We start from the raw sequence: 19,791 nt of genomic DNA on the forward strand, positions 1-19,791 counted from the left end.
ATCACCGCTGTGACCATTGGCAGATTCGCTGCTGGCAGTCAGAACTTACAATGAAGCCACTTCACAACCTGATTGACCCATGAAACATGCCTTCCTTGGCTGGCTGATGATCACCAGCAGCAGTGCCTTCGGTGCCGACCACCAGCCATCTTTGGCTGCCTTGGCCACGCAATACATGCAGGCTTACAGCGCCTGGGACATCCCGGCCATGAGCCAACTGCAGCATGCCAACATCCACTTCAATGACCCCACGGCAACCGATGCCTTTGGTCGTTCATTCTCCCATCGGGGCAAAGCCGAAGTGGCCACTTTTCTCAGCGGCATTTTTGGCGAAAACAAACCCCAACACCTGACGTTCAAAGTCAAAGAACAGTTTGTTTCCGGCAACCATGTGGTGATTCATGCCACTTTTGAAAGTGTGTTACCAGATGCCTGGTATGGTGAGCGGGCCACCGGTCCGGTGTTGGTTTCCATTCCGATCACCACCGTGTTGGTGTTTGCCGACCAACAGATCATCAGTCACACCGATTATGCCGATTATGCCAGCTACCAACAACAGATCAACTGGCAACTGGCGCCGGCCAAGAACACGAACGAAAAACCCTGAAAATATGGGGCAATCGGTGGTGGTTCACTTCACCCGTTGACCGTGTTTGAACACCATATCGACCCGTTGCAGCAAGTTGATGTAACGCAACACATCGCCCTTGACTGCAATGATGTCGGCATACTTGCCAGCGGTGATGGTGCCCACCTCATCATCGACTTTCATCATCACCGACGGCCAATAGGTGGCACCGCGGATCGCATCCATCGGCGCTATGCCCATTTCCCGCACCCAAATGTCCAGCTCATTCCAGGTGGATTGGCTGTGAAATTTCAAAGGTATGCCGCTGTCGGTGCCCACCATCAACACCACCCCGGCATCCAACAACTGGTGAATTTTGCGTTTTAGGGTGGGTTTGCGCTTGCTGGTTATTTGAAAATAAGGCAACCGCTCTGGGTGGGTGATGGATTGTTTGATGTCGGCGATGATGTCCTCTGACAAGCCCAAGTGCCAGCTGTCGTTGTCCAATTTCTCGGTGTTGTTTTTTACGTAATCATAATTGAACAGGCCTTCCACCGTGGGGGTCCAAAACAAGGGACCCAAGTTCATTTGTGCCGCCCGCTCGCGCAAACCAGCGATCACTTCAGGCGGGTATTCCGGCGCGGTGGACAAGCCGGTGTGTTCAAAGTTATCGACCCCGGCTTTGAGTCCCAACAAGATTTCTTTGGGCCGGTGGGCATGGGCCACCACCGGCAATCCGTGTTGGTGTGCTTCGTCGACCACGGCCATCAATTCGGCTTCGCTCATTTGGTCCTGATCAATCAACTTGATCACATCCACCCCGGCGGTGGCCAGCTGTTTGACTTTGGCCCGGGCATCTCGGGGCCCGTCGATCCCCCAGCGATAAAGCTCAGTGCCCGGATACGGCTTTTTCTGGATGAATGGGCCGGACATGTACATGGTGGGACCGGGGATGTCACCGCGGTTGATGGCATCACGAACCCGGATGCTGGCTTCCAATGGCGCGCCCAAATCGCGGGCCGAGGTGACCCCAGCCAACAACAATTGGTGCGCTGAGGCCGGCATGATTTCCTGTTCAAAGCGATCCGGATAGGTGCTGTGCCAATGACTGTAATCGGCATGGCCATTGATCATCAAGTGCACATGCATGTCCCACAAGCCAGGCATCACAGTCATGCCTTCGGTGGAAATCACTTCGGCCCCGGCGGGGATCTCAATGTCACCGACCTGCCCCACCGCAGTGATTTTATCGCCGGTGATGATGACCACCGAATTTTGTACCGGCTGGTCTTTGAAACCATCAATCAGCATGCCGCCAACCAAGGCTTTGATGTCTTCGGCTTGGGTGGTGAACGACCACAGCATGGCCCAAGACCACAGAATGATTTTTTTCATGATGCTCCTCTCTTGTTTGGGGCCTTTAAGTGGGTGTTAACAGGCCAAATTTTTCAAAAAACACACCACGCGCTCAGTTTCTTCAAACCCCATTTGCTGGTGTAAGGCCATGCTTTTGTGGTTGTCAATTTCGGTGTCGCTGGCCAATTCAGTATAACCCAGTTCTGTGGCCCACCGTTCTGCCCGTTGCATCAAGGCCAAGCCCCAATGTCGACCGCGACAGGCTGGCGCCACATACCACCCTTCCACATAGGGCACCGCTGGCTGGCGCGACCCCTCGGCAAAATTGCGGATGTTCAGCTCGATGAAACCACCCAGTTCGCCGCCCTCATCCTGCACCACAAAACACACCTCAATGTCGATTGATTCGCCATTGAAGTAAGCCTTCAATTCACACAGGTGCTGGTCTTGGCTGTCGGGCCACAGGTCGCTGCGCATGGCGGTCCAGGCCTGGATGTCGTGGGGCTCGGCTGGGCGGATGTTCATGATTCGGCTTGGGCCGCTTGTCGCAGCTTCAACAAGGCATCAAAGCGGGCCAATTGATCGGCATCCCACAACTCATGGCGGTCGTAGTATTCTGCAAACACCGGGATTTGGCCCCCGGTATCAAACCAAGCTTGCTGGGTGCTGGTATAGATGTGCACATCAGGTGGCAGTTGCTGCGGATCATCCAAGGTGCCCACCCGCACAAAACTGAGCCATTGGCCCAGGCCGCCATAATGGCTCCACAGCGCCACTTGGCATTGGGGGCAACGGGCCATGGTTTGTCCCCGACCACTGGCTGAGGGCACATCGATCATCGCCACATCACCACTTAATAAATCGATTTGTGCCGCTTCAATCATGGCATTCAGCGCAAAAGCCGAACCATTTTCTCGCTGACAACGGCTGCAGTGACAACAATGCACGAAAATGGGTGCTGCCTTGAGTTGATAACGCACTTGGCCACAAGCACAGCCACCAACCCGTTCTGCGGTTCTTGTTTCGGTCATATTGCATCCCCAGATTGCCAATCTTTATCATAGCATTTTGCCGGTGTGGTGTTTATCATAAAAACCACGTTAACCCCAGATCAGCCTTGCAGTTACTGAAACTCACATTGCCCGTCTTTTTCATCATCGGTTTGTCGGTGATCGGCTATTTTTATCACGCCCATTGGCCCCCGATGGCACAACAAATGTTCGGCTTTCTGCCGCACTTTCTGGCCTTGACCTTGCTCGCTTTGTCGATATATTTCAACACCGCGCGGTTGTTTTACCAGGCGGCTTTGGTGTTGGTGGTGTGGGCCGCTGGCTGGCTGGGCTGGGCTGGGTTGCCGCATGAACTGATGTGGTTGCTGGCCGCTGCGGTGGTGTTGGTGGTGTGGCTGTTACCAGAACGGGGCTTGATCTCTTGGGCGGCCTGGCCCAGCCACACATTGCTGTTGATCCTGGTCGGCTTGGCCGTGGGTCTGGCCAGCAGAAAACCCGACTGGTTGGCTTGGTGGCAAACGCTGCTGACCTGGCCTGAGGGCCTGGTTGATGACGGGCTGTTGGCACCGACCACAGCCGGCTTGCTGTTGTTGTTGGCTACCGCCTTGATCATCAGTGGCTGGCGCCAACGCGACCACCATGCTTTGAACAGCTTGTTGTCGCTGCTGGCAGTTGGCTCACTGCTCAGCAGCGATCAAACGGTGTTGCGCTTGTTTGTGGCCAGTGCCTTTTTGTTGGTGTTGTTGTTCAATGCCTTACACCGCACCTGGCACCTGGCTTATGTTGATGAACTGACCGCCTTGCCTGGACGACGGGCCTTGGAAGAACGCTTGCAACGGGCCTTGGGCATTTATGCTTTGGCCATGGTGGATGTCGATCATTTCAAACAATTCAATGACACCTATGGCCATGATGTGGGCGATGATGTGTTGCGCATGATTGCCGCCAAGATTGGTCAAGTGTCCGGTGGCGGCTTGGCTTATCGCTATGGCGGTGAAGAGTTCACCATCGTGTTCCCCAACCACGGCGCCGATGAAATCAAATCCCACTTACAAGACTTGATTCAAGCGGTGGCCAACACCCCCTTTGTGGTGAACCGGCGCCGCAGCCAAAAACCCCAAGAAGTGCTAGTCACCATTTCCATCGGAGTCACCGATTCCATTGGTAAAGGCGATGCCGCCAGCACCATCAAAACCGCCGATCAAGCCTTGTACACCGCCAAGAAAAAAGGCCGCAACCGCTTGCAGATGAAACGATAGGCTGGGTGATCAGGCCGCTTGAGAAAATATCGAGCAAATGTTCATCTTTTCGCCCATTGTTGGACCGTTTTAACCAAATCCAAAGCCAAATCCAGTACAATAACGAAAACTTTCCGCCCCCCAGGAAACCACCCATACCGGAGTCCATTGTGCGCTATTTATTGATCTTAATGTGCAGCCTGTCTGTCCACGCCCAAACCAACGTCGAAACCACCATCCCTGTAACCACCCAACCGCTCGGTGAGGTGCTGATTGAACGCCGCCTGACTGCCAACGCCGAAGTGGTGGCAAAGAACAACAGCCAGTTGTCCACCGAAATCACCGCCGTGGTGCAAGCCGTTGAAGTGGAGCTGGGAGATGCGGTGACCCAAGGCGACTTGTTGGTGCGTTTGGATGCCACCGATGTGAACTTGCAATGGGAACAAGCCAAGGCCAACATTCAGGCCGCCCAAGCCCGCCTGACACAGGCCGAGTTGCGCCTGGAACGGGCCAATGAGCTGAAACAAAGCCAGTACATCTCGGCCGATGATTTGTTGGCCCGAGAGACCGATGTGGCGGTGTTGCGGGCCGACTTGTTGCGGCTCAAAGTGGCGGAAAAATCAGCCGCCCGACAGGTCGAAAAAACCCGCATCCATGCCCCTTTTAACGGCGTGGTGACCGCCCGCCAAGCCCAACTGGGACAATTGTTGGTCACCGGCTCACCGGTGCTGAATTTGGTGCAGCGCGATGCCGCGCAAGTGCATGCCAAGATTCCCAGTCACACCGCCGCGCAGTTGGCTGCGGCCAACCGCTTGGAGTTTGTCGCCTTGGACCAAACCGTGCCGGTTGAATTGTTGCAGTTGAGCGGCGTCATTGAAGCCCAATCGGCCTTACAAACCGCCCGTTTCAAACCCCTGGCAGCGGTGTTGGTCGGTCAAAGCGGACAATTGGTCTGGACCGTTGCCGGCCAAATGCTGCCCGCCGATTTGGTCATCAAACGCGATGGCCAACTGGGCTTTTTTACCGCCAACGGCGATCGGGCCCAATTCAATCCACTGCCCGAGGCGCAAGAAGGCCGCCCAGCCGTGGTCAATTTCACCGTCAATCAACCGGTGATCATCGGCGGTCGTGAACGGCTGCAAGATGGCCAGGCCATCATGATCAAGTGAGCGCAGGAGTCAAACCATGAAATTTTGGTCCAACATCCTCACCAACCACCCACTGGTCAACATCCTGTTCACTGTGGTGGTGGTCATGGGTTTGATGTCCTACCTGATCATGCCGCGCGAACAAGACCCGGAGATCAACTTTTATTGGATCAACATCAACACGGTGTTGCCTGGGGCCTCGGCCGAAGATGTCGAGAAACTGGTCACCTCACCGTTGGAAGATGCGATCAAAAACGTGCAAGACATCAGTTTCACCAACTCCACCTCGCGCGAATCGGTGTCCAACATCCTGGTGCGCTTTCGCGACATCGGCGAACGCAACTTTGATAAACGGATCAACGACCTGCGGCGCGAGATTCAAAACAAGGCCAGCGCCGAATTACCGGATGACGCCACCGACCCCTTGATCATTGAGCTGACCACATCCAACGGCTTTCCCACTGCCCTGGTGGTGGTCACAGGCCAGGCCGACGATGAGGTGCTGCGCTCACAAGCACGCAAAGTCAAAGAAGATTTGGAAGGTCTGCGGGGGGTCGATCAGGTCACCCCGTCGGGTTTGCACGATCCGGAAATTCACGTTGAATTCGATCCGGTGTTGTTGGCGGCCCATGGGTTGGATGCGGTGCAATTGGCCGAAACGGTGCGCGGGGCGTTTCGCGATGTGGCCGCCGGCAGTGCTGAAGTGGCTGGCAATGAATGGCTGGTGCGGGTGGCGGGCACCACCGATCAGCCGGGCCAAGTGGCCAACATCCAACTGCCGGCGGTGGCCGGCAATGCCCTGACCTTGGATCAGGTGGCGACGGTCTCCAGAAGCCGCGAAGACCCGGCGCAACTGGCCGCGTATCAAGGCCAACCAGCGGTGTCTATGGCGGTGACCAAAGTGTCGATGGTCAACACCTTGCAGTTGGTGGATCGCATCAACGCCTACATCGAAGACAAAAACCAACAATTGGAATCGCTGGGCATTGAATTGATTTTGGCCGATGACCAAACCATCCAAACCCGCTCGGCCTTGTCGATCATGCAAACCAATGCCGGCTTGGGTTTGATTTTGGTGTTGTTCGTCTGTTGGTTGTTCCTGGGCTTCAAAATTGCCTTTTTCGTGACCTTGGGCATTGTATTCTCCATCACCGGCACCTTGTGGGTGTTGAACATGACCGGCAACACCTTGAACGTGTCGGTGCTGTTGGGCATTGTCATTGTCTTGGGGATGCTGGTGGACGACGCGGTGGTGGTGGTCGAAGCGATTTATTTTCGCATGCAGCGGGGGGCCGATGCCTTGACGGCGGCCTTGGACTCGCTGCGTGAAGTGGGCGCCCCGGTGACCGCCGGGGTGTTGACCACCATGGCGGCATTTTTGCCACTGATGTTGCTGCCTGGCATTTTGGGCAAATTCATGTTCGTGATCCCATTTGTGGTGACCTTGGGCTTGGCCATCAGCTTGATCGAGGCGTTTTGGATCTTACCGGCCCATGTGATTGGCAGCGAAAAGAACAAAAACAAACCATCGCGAATCCGCCGAATGATGGCCCGATGGCGCCAACCGAAAAAACCGCCCCAGATGGCTGAGGCAGCACCAGATTTTCTTCCCAAAGGCGCCGCTGAGGATTGGCGCACCCGCTGGACCCGCAAATTGCGCACCAAATACACCCGCGTGTTGTGCTTCATGATGCGCCGACCTTATGTGATCATCGTGTTCGGCATCCTGTGTTTTGTCGGGGCGATCCAAATCATGCAACAGGAAAAAGTGAAAACCGAATTTTTCACCTTTGACCCATTCCGCTTGTTTTATGTCAACGTCGACATGCCCTCCAACACCCCCTTGGAAAAAACCCTGGCGCAAACCATTGAGGTGGAAAAACGCCTGCGTACTTTTGTCGAGGACCACGAGATTCGCGCCATCACGTCCTTGGCGGGGATCAAGTTCACCGAGTTGGAAATCCTGTTTGGCGACCAGTACGGTCAGATTCAAGTTTCAATGATGCCCAAAACCGGTGACATGCGCTCGGTGCATGAACTGGTTGAGACGGTGCGTGAAACCCTGGTCAATACCCCGGGTGATGCGGTCATTTCCTTTTTGGAAATTTCCGGCGGACCGCCGGCCGGTAAACCAGTCAGTGTCAAAGTGCGCAGCGATGATTTTGTGGAACTGCGCGCCGCGGCCGATGAGGTGTTGGACATCGTCAACAACCGCGTCGAAGGGGCGCGAGAAGTGATCGACAACGACGTCCCGGGTCGTTCGGAATTGGTGCTGGAACTGAACCATGCCAACATCCGCCGTTTCGGCCTGGACCCCGGCACGGTGTCGCGCATGTTGCGTTTGCATCTGGACGGTGAAATCGTCGCCTTGATGCGCGATGAAGGCGAAAAAGTGGAGCTGAGGGTGCGTGCCCAACCGCGCAATTTACAGGCCATTGATGCCATCATGGACGATCCGGTGGCGCTGCCTGGTGGCGGCCAAACCACCTTTGCCAATCTATTCCATCAGAGCACGGCACAAGGTCGCAACACCATCCGCCATTACAACCTGCGCCGCGCCATCACGGTAGAAGCGGAGATCGATGTTGAGCTGACCAACACCGCCAAAATCAATGCCGACATCGTCAAAGCCTGGGAACAAGTCCGCAACCAATACCCGAACACCGACTTGGACTTTTCCGGTGAACTGGATGACGTCAATGAGAGCTTGGGGGCCATGGGTGCCTTGTTCATTTTGGGCTTGGGACTGATTTACTTGATCTTGGCCACCGAAATGCGCTCCTACTTCCAACCCTTTTTGATCATGGTCACCGTGCCGATGGCCTTCACCGGTGTGGTGTTTGGGCTGTACATCACTGACAACCCATTAAGCCTCTATACGTTGTACGGCATCATTGCCCTGACCGGGATTGCCGTGAATGGCGCGATTGTGTTGATCTCGGCGGCCAATGAGCGCATTCAGTCGGGTAAACGGCCCTTGCATGCCACGGTCTACGCCGCCCGCCGCCGGGTGGTGCCGATCATCATGACCACCGTCACCACCATTGCCGGTTTGTTCTCCCTGGCCGCTGGCCTGGGCGGCCAATCCCTGCTGTGGGGACCGGTGGCCTCTTCGATCGTGTTCGGCCTGGCCTTTTCCTCCTTGTTGACCTTGTTCATGATTCCGGTGTTGTACCGACAGTTCATGAAACACCATTGATGCGGCAGGTCTAATCAAACCATGCAATTGATCTACACCCCCAAATCCCATTATGCCCGCAAGGACCGGATCCTGATCGATGCCTTGGGCCTCGAGGTTGAACTGGTCGATGCCGGCAATGTCGCGGAACAAGACCCGGCCATCTTTGCCCACAATCCACTGATGAAAGTGCCGACCTTGATTGATGGCGAGCAGGTGGTTTACGAGTCGGACCACATCGCCGCTTACCTGGTGCGCCAGTTTGATCCCCAAGACCGCTTTGCGGTGTTGACCACCGATCCGGACCAATTGAACCTGCGGGCGGTGATGAATGGGGTGATGGCGGCCGAAGTGGAGCTGGTGATGGCCGAACGCACGGGGATTGACACCCGCCAATACGACCGCTTTGAAAAATTCCGCACTACTGTGCAGCAAGGCTTGCAATGGTTGGAACAACAGGTCGATGGCTTGTCATCACAACCCACTTACAACGGTTTTCATCTGGTCTGCCTGTGGGACCACCTGGTGTTGTACGACATGTTTGATTTACCCAGCGGCCAACTCAGCCAACGGGTGGCTGAGTTGTCGTCACTGCCCTATGTGGCCAACAGCGTCCCGGTTGATTGATATTTAACCCGCGGTGGCTGATGCAAGATTGGGTGTGGCTCCAGCAGCCCAATTCGATCAGAGTTGACCTCGGCGCACGGATCGCCCAGCCACCAGCAACATGATCAACAACAAGCCCACGAGCATGACCGGGTCATCAACCGGCACCGGAACCGATTGGCTGCCCTGACCGGCGCAGTCCTGACCCAAATCTGAGATGCGCCATCCCTGTTGGTTGATCAGCACATTTCGGGCCACCGCTTGGCGACAAAAAAATGAATCACCGGCATCGAATTCGACATTGGCTTGGACCGATTGGCTGGCAAAGTTCAACAAAATGGCGTCATACAATTCCGTGGGCAGCGTCACCTCGCCAAGCATGTATGTCATGTTAATGACATTTGGGATGGTCCAGTTCGACATGTCCGGTGTGGCTGAATGCGCTTGCAAAAACATGCCCTCCATGTCCACGGCTGCTGACACATCCCACAGACTGACATCAGGGTTGGCCATTTCAGCCCCATAAAACATCAAAAAGAAATGACTGACCGCAGACACGTCCCAACTGCCCACTTCTGGATCTGCCGAGGAAAACTGAAACATGCGGGACATGTCATTCACTGATGACACGTCCCACTGACTGACATCAGGATTGGAAGCGTTGTTGTATTGAAACATGTGAGACATATTCTCAACCGATGACACGTCCCAATCACTGACATCTGGATCGGCCAATCCGACACGGGCAAACATTCCGGGCATGTCAGTAACCGATGACACATCCCATGTACTGACGTCCGGATCTGCCACTGCGGCGTTGTAAAACATCCACGTCATGTTGGTCACCGAAGCCACGTTCCAATGACTGACATCCGGATTGGCTGATCCGGTATCGGCGAACATCAATGACATGTCTGTCACCGATGACACGTCCCAAGCACTGACATCGGGATTGGCCAAGCTGTTGGTCTGCCAAGAGCCCAAGAACATGGCAGACATGTCAGTGACTGACGACACATCCCAGGAGCTGACATCTGGATTGGCTTGGTTGGCATAGGCAAACAGTTCTGACATGTCAGTCACTGCTGAGACATCCCAATTGCTGACATTGGGATTGGCCCCTGAAGCAGATCGGAACATACCAGACAAGTCAGTGACCGTCGACACATCCCAGGCACTGACGTTGGGATTGACTGAGCGGGCAAACCAAAACATCTCGGATAAACTGGAGACACCAGTCAGGTTGGGCACATCGGTGGCCAACACCTCTAAGTGGGTGGCTGAGGCAAAGGCCCGCTCCATACTGCTCCAGAGACCCGTACCCCACTGGTCTACGGACAGTAACTTATCGGCATTGTCATAATGACCTGCTGGGTAAGACAAGAAACGCGGGAACCCAGTACCCATCCCACTGTTGTCTTTGATCCGAATGGTGTACACACCCGGCCCACCCAGGCCTGAATAATCACAGACATAATCGCCAGTCAAAGAAGAGGCTTCATCCACGCCATCGTCATTGCAGTCAACATTGAAATCATATCCAGCACCGGCTGTGGTGATCCTGAACACATCCGGTTCGGAAGTATCAGGTGCATCGGTTTGCACCGTAATCACAAAGTCATCGGCTGGAACCGCGGCGGCGGTTGCTGCGAGAAAAAATAAGATTGAATATAAAGTCCATTGTTTCATGATCAACCCAATTTCATTTTTGAATGAACTGACATTTTAAGACTGCCCAAACCCAATTGCTGTTGACTGTTTGTATCAGTGTGTATCAATTTGAATTCAGGCCACTGATTGATCCATTGGCATTCTATTGATGATTTAACAGAGATCAATCATGATAGAATCCATGGCTCCTCGAAAGACACTGATGCATGAGTAACCACATTGACAGTTGGATGGAACGTTATGGCGCCTTTTTGGGTTGGGTCACTTTGATGATGGTGTTGCTCAGTTTTTTCACCGTGATCTCCCGCAACGTGTTCAATGCGGTGTGGATCCCGGTGCAAGAACTGGCGATCTACTGCCATGCCATGGCTTTGATGCTGGGTATGGTTTATGCCTGGCACCACGACCGTCACGTGCGGGTTGATGTGTTTTATCAGGGTTTTTCTGACCGCCAAAAACGCCTGGTTAATGGGTTGGGCACCTGGTTGCTGTTGGTGCCGATGATGGGTTTCATGGTGTGGTCTTGCTGGGACTACGTGATCGACTCTTGGCTGCGTCTGGAGGGTTCCGGTGAAACCGGTGGTCTGCCACTGATGTTTGTGTTCAAAAGCCTGCTGTTGTTGATGCCGGTCTCCCTGTTGGGCTATGTGTTGGCCGCCAGTTTCAAAAGTTTCAAAGCCCAATCCACTGAGGATTCCAACTGATGGAAGCCTGGTGGGCTTTGTTGTTGTTTGTGGCCGTCACCGCGGTGTTGATGGCCGGCTTTCCGGTGGCTTTCACCCTCGGCGGGGTGTCCTTGTGGTTTGCCCTGATTGGCTTTATGACCGGTTGGTTTGATGCCGATTTCATTGCTGCACTGCCCAATCGCCTCAATGGCATCTTGAGCAACGCCACCTTGATGGCGGTGCCGGTGTTTGTGTTCATGGGCGTGGTGTTAGAAAAAGCCAAATTGGCCGAATCCTTGCTGCAAAACATGGCCGCCCTGCTGGGCTCTCGCCCAGGCGGCTTGGGCTTTGCCTTGTTGATTGTGGGCATGTTGCTGGCCGCCAGCACCGGTATTGTCGGGGCCACGGTGGTGACCTTGGGCTTGTTGGCCATGCCGGTGATGCAAAAGAACGGGTATGACCCGGCACTCTCAGCCGGCACCATATGTGCCTCAGGCACTTTGGGACAGATCATTCCCCCGTCGATTGTGTTGGTGTTGTTGGGCGATGTCTTGTCCAATGCCTACCAACAAGCCCAGTTGGAACTGCAGGTGTTCAATCCCAAAACCGTGTCGGTGCAAGACCTGTTCATGGGCGCGCTGATTCCAGGCTTGTTGTTGGTGTTGTTGTATGCTTTTTACTTGTTTTGGGTGCGTTGGCGCCGACCCGAGGCGATGCCGGCCATGGCTACCGCGGAACGGCCACCTTTGGGGCAAATTCTGCGTTCATTGATGCCGCCGTTGTTTTTGATTTTGGCGGTGTTGGGCTCCATCATCAGTGGCTTCGCCACCCCCACCGAAGCGGCTTCGGTCGGCTCCATGGGTGCCTTGCTGCTGGCCGCCATCAATGGCAAATTATCGGTGTCCATGCTGCGCGAAGCATTGCAAGAAACCGTCAAAGTGACTTCCATGGTGTTCATGATCTTGATCGGTGCCGCTTTGTTTTCATTGGTGTTCAAAGGCTTTCGGGGCGATGAAGCGGTTCAACATTTTTTGACCAACCTGCCTGGTGGTGAGTTAATGGCTTTGCTCTTGGTGATGCTGATCCTGTTCTTATTGGGGTTCATCCTGGATTTCATTGAGATCACTTTTGTGGTGATTCCGATCGTGGGACCCATCCTGTTGATGATGGGTTATGATCCGGTGTGGCTGGGGATCATGATCGCCATCAATCTACAAACTTCATTCCTGACCCCACCATTCGGCTTCGCCTTGTTTTACTTGCGCGGAGTCAGTGACATCAGCACCAAAGCTTTGTACAAAGGCGTGATGCCATTCATTGTGCTGCAACTGTTGATGCTGGTGGTGTTGTATCACTATCCGCAGCTGGTCGATTTGCTCTAAAGATCAAGTATTTACTCAGTTTGGGTACCCGGTTTGACCTGGTTTTGTCCACTCAAATGGCTGAAGACTGGGGTCATTTGGTTACAATTGAAGGACCTCGTTGGGTACCCGCTTGGTCGTTTTATTGACTCATATACCCTTTTCCCGACCACAGATCTATCTGGTTGGGCTTTTATCGGATCAAGCGGGATTCTTTTCAATGTCGCTGTGTTGACTTGGATTTGTTTTTTCTTATCAGTCACTTAGGTGTTTTTTTGTCCGAAGTCTGCCCACTATTGGTCTCTGATTTTCACCAAAAATATTTGATTCAAAGGATCATGTGGTTTTTGCAATGAGGTAAAAACCATGAAAACCTATATTCTGATCGTTGGTACATTGTTGAATTTGCCCGTTTGGGCAGGTCAACGTTTTGAATTGGAGCGCCAAAAATCCTTCAATAAAACAAGCTCTGGAAGCTTTGTAACCGTGGGTGCAGATGCTGCCTGTGACTTCCAAATAGGAACCCTATCGTTACAAGATGCAGTCGATGCGGACCCCACAGAAATCAGGTTGGCCTCCAACACCACCTACGCTCCGGTGAGCATTCGAGGAGCTACTTTTCTCAGTACAGTGATCGGAGGTTTTGCCAATTGTACAGATGCTGCCAATAACATCATCAGTGCTGATCGATCCATCATCGCCGGCACCAACAACGATGCTGTCATGCTGATTGAGGACACCAGCATCAATCTGGCCAACATCCAATTCACCAATGGCCTGATTGGTCTTGAAGTCAACCTGATCAACACATCAGCAGAAATATTTGTCGACAACGTCATCACCAACTTCAATGAACAAGGGATACTCTTAGAAAACGCCAGTGGTGCGCCTGGCTTATATTTCTTTGCTGAAGACCTGAAGAGTCACAACAACATCAATACAACTCGATTTGGCAATGGGCTGCAATGCATAGGCACTGGCAATGGAGTAGGCAACACCGAGGCCGTGGTTGTAGGCGACTCTGGCTTTTACAACAACACTTCTGCTCTAGGCGGAGGGGTGTCACTGGAAAACTGTCGGATGTTGTTGGTTGGTGGTGACCACACTGACAGCACAGTCGGCATCCGAAACAACACGGGTCAACAAGGTGGCGGTGGCATAGTAGTCCTTGGTTCAGATGCCACATTTGTTGGCATCGGCAGTACACAAACAATCGGGGGAATCACGTATGGTAACAACCTGGGACCGTTGATCATCAGTGGCAATCAAGCCAATGTAACTGGGGCTCGATTTGGTGGTGGAATATTAATTGGAGCCTCAGCCAGTGTTCAAATGTCAGCCGTGGCTCTGTTTGCCAATCAAGCCCGCAGGGGTGGTGGAATTTATAGCTCAGTTAACACTCAGTTATCAATCTTCAAACCAACCAACTGTTGGTCTGCAATCAATTGCAACTTCATTGGACTCAATGAATCGACCGAAGCCGGTGGGGGCCTGTTTGCCATCAACGAAGCCAAAGTAGAAATAGGCCACACCCGATTCAGCCAAAACCGAGCTTTGCGAGGCGTGGCCGCCTTGATCAATGGCCAAAACACCGAATTTTATCTTGAAACAGTTTTGATTGATCAGAACGGTGATGCCGGCCAAAACGGGTTCTCCGATGATACCATCCTTACCATTGAAAACAACGCTCAATTAGAAGCCAAATTCATCACCGTCATTGATAACAACAGCGTCAATGAAGTGATTCAGTCCAACAATGCATCATTGTTATCTCTTGAGGCATCATATTTATACAACCCCAATGGGGGTCCATTTTTAACTATTTTGGGCAATGACACCAGCAGCCTGAGCTGTCTGATTCTGGATGACAGCAACAACCTCCCAACTGATGGTTTTTTGATGTCAGACACGCAGTACAGCAATGCATTCGTCAATCCAGCGGCAGGTGACTACCGCACCTTACCTGGAGCTTTGGGAATTGACTATTGTCAACCTCCAACCATGCCCTTGTTGACCGATGTCAATGATCACTTCCGCGGCTACGATGATCCCAATGTTGTTAACCAGAACAGCAGTCAATTCAATGTTTACGACATCGGTTTTCATGAAAATTACTCGTCTGACATTATTTTTGAAGATGGCTTCGAGCCGATAAACACAGACTGAACATTCAGCCCAGACCCAATCCCATCAGGAGTTCACCATGTTGTTAAGCCGCATCCTATTGGCCAGCTTGATCATTTTGTTTAAAGCCATACCGATTCATGCCTATGAGCTGGAAGAATTGATGGCCTCACCTCGATTTGCAGCCGATCAAATTTCAGCAGATGGCATCCAAACTGCTTTGAATGATTTCAGACCTCAGGCTTCGTTCCTGGCATCTTCCGGGCACCGCAAGCCGCATGTGATTCATGACTTACAACAGTTTGCTTCATTCTGGCAAGAAACCATGCGACCGCATTGTTCCCGACTGATCAACACCTATGGGGCGGCCATGCGGGAAAGTGATTTCAATGATGAGGCATTTTTAAACCTCTACAACCAGTTCCGGGATGCCTTCAACGACCCTGCTTTAAAACGATGTGAAGAATTCAAAACATCGATCGAAATCTATCTGAAAGAAGTGGGTGGAAACCGCTCATTACCAGCCATGTTCAACCGCTACCAATCAGCACTGGATTCTTTGGTGGCTGGATCAGTTCTCACCAATTCCAAGGCATTTTCTGAACAAAGCAGTGATCGTTACACAGAAAGGATGAACAACCAGGCAACCATTCAGACCCACCTGATGTGGCTCCAGGCGTATCAACCTGACCACCCAAAACTGCTCTTGTGGCAACAGCAATTCGAAGACCTCAACATGAACTATGAAACCATTGCCAATAGTCTGGCCGCAGAGATGTTACCCAAATCCAGTTTGCCATTGGATTACCATGCCGATGACTACCCGGATGAAGCCGCAGCCGGCCAGGCGTTGCGGCAACAGATCGCAGCCCAGTTTGAACAACAGTTTGGCCAAGAAGCCTCACAGGTCATTTTGCGTGATGGGGGCCTGAAGCCTGCGAGAAGATTCATCATTGTGGATAACCTGCCTCAACTACAGACTTATCAGGCAATCCCGGTTGTGGTTGTTGTGAGGGTTAATGAAAATCTAATGTCCACCCACCGTGGCTGGTTTGAGCTTTTCAACAGTGATCATTCCAGAGTGGTCTTATCTGACCGACAAAATAATTTTCAAGCGCCAAATACCGATCAAATGGTTCGGTTTCATCCAGAAAATATATCTTCAGATTGGGTGCCACCAACACAAATCCGGTTGCCTCAATTGAGACAAAAAGAGCCAATGGATGCAGATTTAAAAGGAGCACCCAATGCAATGAAGGTTCGTTCGACGACATACTATGTTGGTTTAGTTTTTACTGTCATGGTCAGCCTTTGTTTACTCTTTGCACTGTTGTTTTTTATTATTAAGCCCAAAGCCTCACAACCAACTAACCCCTCTTTGTCATCAGTCAGTGACTGGTACAAACTTGTGGTACTGATCGCACCTCATGCCTGTTTGGTCTTGCTTTTATCTGGTTTGGTTCAATTGATATCTGGCTTGATACATATGAGTTTGGCGAACATACTTTGGGCTTTGATGCTTTTTGTCACCGGAGTGCTGCTGGTGCCTGAGGTCAGACTACCTGAACCACTGAATCGGCCGACTTTCAGGCGCATCAAAGAGCACTTACAAAACTGGTTGTTGCGGTTACCCAAGTTATCCACGATCAAATACTCGTTGAGTATGATGGCACTGTTGTTCAGTGGTTATATGATCTGGGCACTGTAAAATAATTGATGAGTTGCATGAAATGGGCAACCAATTAAGCCGCTGCTTGACTCATGGAATGCTCCACCATGACTAACCTTCAGAAGTCGCTACCAGTATTCAGATCATCCTCAGACCTTGATGTCACTGCCATGGTCACCTAAGATGATGTCATGAAATTTCTGCTGTTTTTACTTCTGGTCAGCTTAAATTCCCTGGCCCATAACAAACAAGACTGCATGGATGCCAGCCGTCAATCCAAGAACAATGCCATGGCAGTGTGTGAGCTCGCCCTGCAAGAAAAAGATTTGAGTACCAATGATCAGTCAATCATTTTAATTACCCAAGCAGAATACCTGATCAGAAACAGTCGATTCGAAGAAGCAGATGGTTTGTTGGATCAAGCGTTCAATGCCAATCCAGAAATGTTGAAAAATGGCATATACAGATTGAATTGGTTAAGAATTAAAGGCAGTCTTCACGTCACAAAGGAAGCGTATTTAGATGCCCTGCCTTTTTATGAACAGGCATTGCAAGTTGCCAACCAAATGGCTGATCAGGCTCTGATTGCCAATGGCTACAATGATTTGGGAGCCATCAACATTGAATTAGGTCGTTATCAAACAGCTTTAGAATGGCTGCAAAAAAGTTTGTCCATTCACCAACAAAAACAGGATCATTTCAGAACGGCCTTAACATTGGCCAACTTGGCGGAAGTATTTGTGTTGATAGATGAGCATCAATTGGCATTGACTTACTTCCAGGATGCCTATGATGCCCATGCCATCAACCTTCGGCAAAACCCAAGTCAAGAAGCATTTTATGATCCTTATATAGCACATGTTGAACAAGACATGGGACAACTCTTGATTGATTCAAAGGATTACAAAAAAGCTGCCAACCGGCTTAAATCTGCTTTGCAGAAATATCAATCACATCAGATGGTCGCTCAACAAGTCAGGGTGTTAACGACCCTGGCTAAATTGGATCTTGCTCAGCAACAATATCAATCAGCCATGACAACTTTAAATCAGGCCGTTGCTTTGGAAAAAACTTTACCCAGAGCCGAACACATCGAATTGCAACTGACCTTGGTTCAAACATTGATTGAAACAGATCAACTTGTAGCAGCCAAAGAAATTGCCCAAAGTGGTTTAGCCATGGCCAGAGAAAAAACCAACTTAAAAGCACAAGCTGATTTTCTAAAATCTCTGGCGGTCATTCATGAATTTGACAACCAAATTGAAGCATCACTGGATTACCAAAAACAGTTTCAAACCATTCACAACCAAGAGTTGAAACAGAAGTACAACCAATCACTATTACGCCTGCAGAATGAAATCGATGCTTCACAAAAGCAACGAGAAATTGCGGCATTGGCATCAGAAAAAGCCCAACAAGAAGTGACGCTTTTACAACAGCGGTGGGGACTCGCTGGGGCCAGCGTATTGCTGATTTTATTGTTTATTTATTTATACATTCAGATTAAAAAGAAAAATTTGTATCGCCAACAGGCCCTGAGAGATCAAGCAAATCACAGCAAACAACTAAATGCGCTGTCCAATAAATCGGTTGATTTAGCCCTTGTATTAGAAGGGCTCAAAAGTCCCCTGATTTGTTTTGATTTTGCTGGCAAGATCCATCATCAAAGCCATGGTTTAAGCACAATCCAGGATCAAGACTCTCATGTTAAAAATGAACACCCTGACATCTGGATTGAAGTGATGAACAACCTCAATGAGGATGACCAACTGAACCAGGATTTGCTGCTGAAATCTGTTAACCCAGAACGAATAGCTGCCTTGGCCAATCATCACGTGTGGATACATCAATTGAAGTTTTTCGAGGATTTGTTGGTGGCTGTTTTCATCAATCCGGTCGAACCTGAACAGGTTGCGATCAGCGAAGCTGAAAAAATCAAACAGCACGGTGAATACCTCAATACCCTGTCCCGGCTGTGGCACACAGGCCAGAAACTCTCAGTTGATCAGATTGATCGCTTCGCTCCATTACTGGCTGCCATGAAAGTGCATCAACCAACCATCAAACATTCAGTTCTCAGCAATCATGACTTAAGGGTCATGGCCGTTGAAATCATGAATACCTGTGTTGATTACTGGGAAAAAAACACCGGTCAAGACCCCTTAGATCTCGCTGAAAAAAGTGGTTTGTGGCTTGTCAGCATGCATGATGGGCGACTCAGGATAAGGACTTTAAATCGTTACCTTGATATCAAGAAACTGCCGGCCAATCCTCGCTGGAAACAGGTCGTCAAAACAGCACATTTCATCTTATCGGCTTGCGAATTGAACATCAACCAAAGGTCCCACCTAAACCAGTTAACTGAGCAGTTTAAACGAACACTGCGCAACCAAACAAAATCCATTAATCAACCTCAAGTTTAATGACATCAATCTTCAGTCATTCAATGGGCCGCTGCTGTCTTTTCATTCGCTTACAGTACCTCTCTTTATTGAAATGACTTGAATTGAAGTTCGTGGTGAACTGAGCTTTAAGTCAACAATGGTTTTCCCACAAGAATCCAATAAAATGCGTGATCTGACGTCAAGTAATCTTCATGAGAAGCACATCTGGCTGTCACATGAATGACTTAAACTGCCAACAATTCGCTGCTTAGAGGTTGTTATGAAGCCCTTAGATTTGATTCAATCCATTGATACCTCTCTGGTTAACAAGTTGTTCTCAGCCCGCATGCATGGTAAATTGTTACCAACCTGTAAATTCATCTCTGCCATGGGGGATGGCTGGATGTACTTACTGGTTGGGCTGGCTGCCTTGATCCTCAATGGGATCGATCATGGATATTTTTGGGTGTTGAGTATGGCTTTTGCCATTGAGAGGCCCTGTTACTACCTGTTGAAAAACTCGCTCAAGCGAAACCGTCCTTTTCGAATCTTGAACATTCAAAACCAGGTCAATCCCAGTGACCAATTCAGCTTCCCATCGGGCCACACCTCAGCCGCTTTCCTGTTCTTCACCGTCACCGCCGCTTGGCTGCCGCTGTTATGGATCCCCTTGTTGTTCTGGGCCACCACCGTCGGCTTGTCGCGGGTGGTGCTCGGTGTGCATTACCCCACCGACATTGTGGTCGGCGCTTTGATGGGGGTGGGATTGGCCCAACTGACCTTGCTGATGATTTGATCACCCAGTCGGCGGGC

The 19,791-nt window shown here is 51.2% G+C and carries 15 protein-coding genes; 11 read left to right on the forward strand and 4 right to left on the reverse strand.

The features are described from left to right. Window positions 1–79 precede the first annotated feature (79 nt). A complete protein-coding gene (locus K7G70_RS08715; RefSeq protein WP_223788237.1) occupies window positions 80–607 on the forward strand; it encodes a nuclear transport factor 2 family protein in 528 nt (175 codons plus the stop codon). A 24-nt stretch (window positions 608–631) separates the two neighbouring features. Here K7G70_RS08715 and K7G70_RS08720 read toward each other — a convergent pair whose 3' ends face one another. Genes K7G70_RS08720 through K7G70_RS08730 form a run of 3 tightly spaced genes read right to left on the reverse strand, consistent with a single transcriptional unit; the run spans window position 632 to window position 2,955 of the window. Continuing rightward, entirely contained in the window at window positions 632–1,963 is a 1,332-nt protein-coding gene (locus K7G70_RS08720) for an amidohydrolase family protein (protein WP_223788238.1), read from the reverse strand. 36 nt (window positions 1,964–1,999) lie between these two features. Next, window positions 2,000–2,449: a GNAT family N-acetyltransferase gene (locus K7G70_RS08725; protein ID WP_223788239.1), complete on the reverse strand. Its 450-nt coding sequence runs from the start codon at window positions 2,447–2,449 to the stop codon at window positions 2,000–2,002. Then, the gene (locus K7G70_RS08730) at window positions 2,446–2,955 is read right to left on the reverse strand and encodes a GFA family protein (protein ID WP_223788240.1); all 510 of its coding nucleotides are present in this window, start codon (window positions 2,953–2,955) and stop codon (window positions 2,446–2,448) included. The genes K7G70_RS08725 and K7G70_RS08730 overlap by 4 nt, the downstream gene beginning before the upstream one ends. A gap of 86 nt (window positions 2,956–3,041) precedes the next feature. Between K7G70_RS08730 and K7G70_RS08735 the strand changes: the two genes are divergently transcribed. From K7G70_RS08735 to K7G70_RS08750, 4 genes are all read left to right on the forward strand, one after another. Continuing rightward, window positions 3,042–4,193: a GGDEF domain-containing protein gene (locus K7G70_RS08735; protein ID WP_223788241.1), complete on the forward strand. Its 1,152-nt coding sequence runs from the start codon at window positions 3,042–3,044 to the stop codon at window positions 4,191–4,193. A 170-nt stretch (window positions 4,194–4,363) separates the two neighbouring features. After that, window positions 4,364–5,341: an efflux RND transporter periplasmic adaptor subunit gene (locus K7G70_RS08740; protein WP_223788242.1), complete on the forward strand. Its 978-nt coding sequence runs from the start codon at window positions 4,364–4,366 to the stop codon at window positions 5,339–5,341. Window positions 5,342–5,357: 16 nt separating this feature from the next. Then, complete coding sequence (locus tag K7G70_RS08745; RefSeq protein ID WP_223788243.1) at window positions 5,358–8,519, forward strand: efflux RND transporter permease subunit; 3,162 nt, start codon at window positions 5,358–5,360, stop codon at window positions 8,517–8,519. A 21-nt stretch (window positions 8,520–8,540) separates the two neighbouring features. After that, window positions 8,541–9,125 carry a glutathione S-transferase family protein gene (locus tag K7G70_RS08750; RefSeq protein ID WP_223788244.1) on the forward strand — a complete coding sequence of 195 codons (585 nt, stop codon included), beginning with the start codon at window positions 8,541–8,543 and terminating at the stop codon, window positions 9,123–9,125. Between the two features lie 57 nt (window positions 9,126–9,182). On the opposite strand, the gene K7G70_RS08755 is transcribed toward K7G70_RS08750, so the two are convergent. Next, on the reverse strand, window positions 9,183–10,793 hold the full coding sequence (locus K7G70_RS08755) for a BspA family leucine-rich repeat surface protein (protein ID WP_223788245.1): 1,611 nt from the start codon (window positions 10,791–10,793) through the stop codon (window positions 9,183–9,185). A 188-nt stretch (window positions 10,794–10,981) separates the two neighbouring features. On the opposite strand from K7G70_RS08755, the gene K7G70_RS08760 reads away from it, so the two are divergent. The 6 genes from K7G70_RS08760 to K7G70_RS08785 all read left to right on the forward strand — a co-directional run bounded on the left by K7G70_RS08760 (window position 10,982) and on the right by K7G70_RS08785 (window position 19,774). Beyond that, complete coding sequence (locus K7G70_RS08760; protein ID WP_223788246.1) at window positions 10,982–11,479, forward strand: TRAP transporter small permease subunit; 498 nt, start codon at window positions 10,982–10,984, stop codon at window positions 11,477–11,479. Then, entirely contained in the window at window positions 11,479–12,822 is a 1,344-nt protein-coding gene (locus K7G70_RS08765) for a TRAP transporter large permease (RefSeq protein ID WP_223788247.1), read from the forward strand. The genes K7G70_RS08760 and K7G70_RS08765 overlap by 1 nt, the downstream gene beginning before the upstream one ends. Window positions 12,823–13,287: 465 nt before the next feature. Next, window positions 13,288–14,967: an autotransporter outer membrane beta-barrel domain-containing protein gene (locus tag K7G70_RS08770; RefSeq protein ID WP_223788248.1), complete on the forward strand. Its 1,680-nt coding sequence runs from the start codon at window positions 13,288–13,290 to the stop codon at window positions 14,965–14,967. 37 nt (window positions 14,968–15,004) lie between these two features. Continuing rightward, entirely contained in the window at window positions 15,005–16,633 is a 1,629-nt protein-coding gene (locus K7G70_RS08775) for a hypothetical protein (RefSeq protein WP_223788249.1), read from the forward strand. Window positions 16,634–16,785: 152 nt separating this feature from the next. Beyond that, window positions 16,786–19,017 (forward strand): tetratricopeptide repeat protein, encoded by a 2,232-nt coding sequence (locus K7G70_RS08780; protein ID WP_223788250.1) that lies wholly within the window; start codon window positions 16,786–16,788, stop codon window positions 19,015–19,017. Window positions 19,018–19,258: 241 nt separating this feature from the next. Further along, window positions 19,259–19,774, forward strand: coding sequence for a phosphatase PAP2 family protein (locus K7G70_RS08785; protein ID WP_223788251.1), 516 nt, complete (start codon window positions 19,259–19,261; stop codon window positions 19,772–19,774). The last annotated feature ends 17 nt before the right edge of the window (window positions 19,775–19,791 follow it).

This window comes from Marinicella meishanensis (assembly GCF_019931145.1).
Classification (GTDB): domain Bacteria; phylum Pseudomonadota; class Gammaproteobacteria; order Xanthomonadales; family Marinicellaceae; genus Marinicella; species Marinicella meishanensis.

Coding starts and splice junctions, on each gene's coding strand:
- K7G70_RS08765 (WP_223788247.1), top strand. CDS start 11,479: ATGGAAGCCTGGTGGGCTTTGTTGTTGTTTGTGGCCGTCACCGCGGTG.
- K7G70_RS08725 (WP_223788239.1), bottom strand. CDS start 2,449: ATGAACATCCGCCCAGCCGAGCCCCACGACATCCAGGCCTGGACCGCC.
- K7G70_RS08730 (WP_223788240.1), bottom strand. CDS start 2,955: ATGACCGAAACAAGAACCGCAGAACGGGTTGGTGGCTGTGCTTGTGGC.
- K7G70_RS08715 (WP_223788237.1), top strand. CDS start 80: ATGAAACATGCCTTCCTTGGCTGGCTGATGATCACCAGCAGCAGTGCC.
- K7G70_RS08755 (WP_223788245.1), bottom strand. CDS start 10,793: ATGAAACAATGGACTTTATATTCAATCTTATTTTTTCTCGCAGCAACC.
- K7G70_RS08750 (WP_223788244.1), top strand. CDS start 8,541: ATGCAATTGATCTACACCCCCAAATCCCATTATGCCCGCAAGGACCGG.
- K7G70_RS08740 (WP_223788242.1), top strand. CDS start 4,364: ATGTGCAGCCTGTCTGTCCACGCCCAAACCAACGTCGAAACCACCATC.
- K7G70_RS08785 (WP_223788251.1), top strand. CDS start 19,259: ATGAAGCCCTTAGATTTGATTCAATCCATTGATACCTCTCTGGTTAAC.
- K7G70_RS08780 (WP_223788250.1), top strand. CDS start 16,786: ATGAAATTTCTGCTGTTTTTACTTCTGGTCAGCTTAAATTCCCTGGCC.
- K7G70_RS08745 (WP_223788243.1), top strand. CDS start 5,358: ATGAAATTTTGGTCCAACATCCTCACCAACCACCCACTGGTCAACATC.
- K7G70_RS08720 (WP_223788238.1), bottom strand. CDS start 1,963: ATGAAAAAAATCATTCTGTGGTCTTGGGCCATGCTGTGGTCGTTCACC.
- K7G70_RS08760 (WP_223788246.1), top strand. CDS start 10,982: ATGAGTAACCACATTGACAGTTGGATGGAACGTTATGGCGCCTTTTTG.
- K7G70_RS08775 (WP_223788249.1), top strand. CDS start 15,005: ATGTTGTTAAGCCGCATCCTATTGGCCAGCTTGATCATTTTGTTTAAA.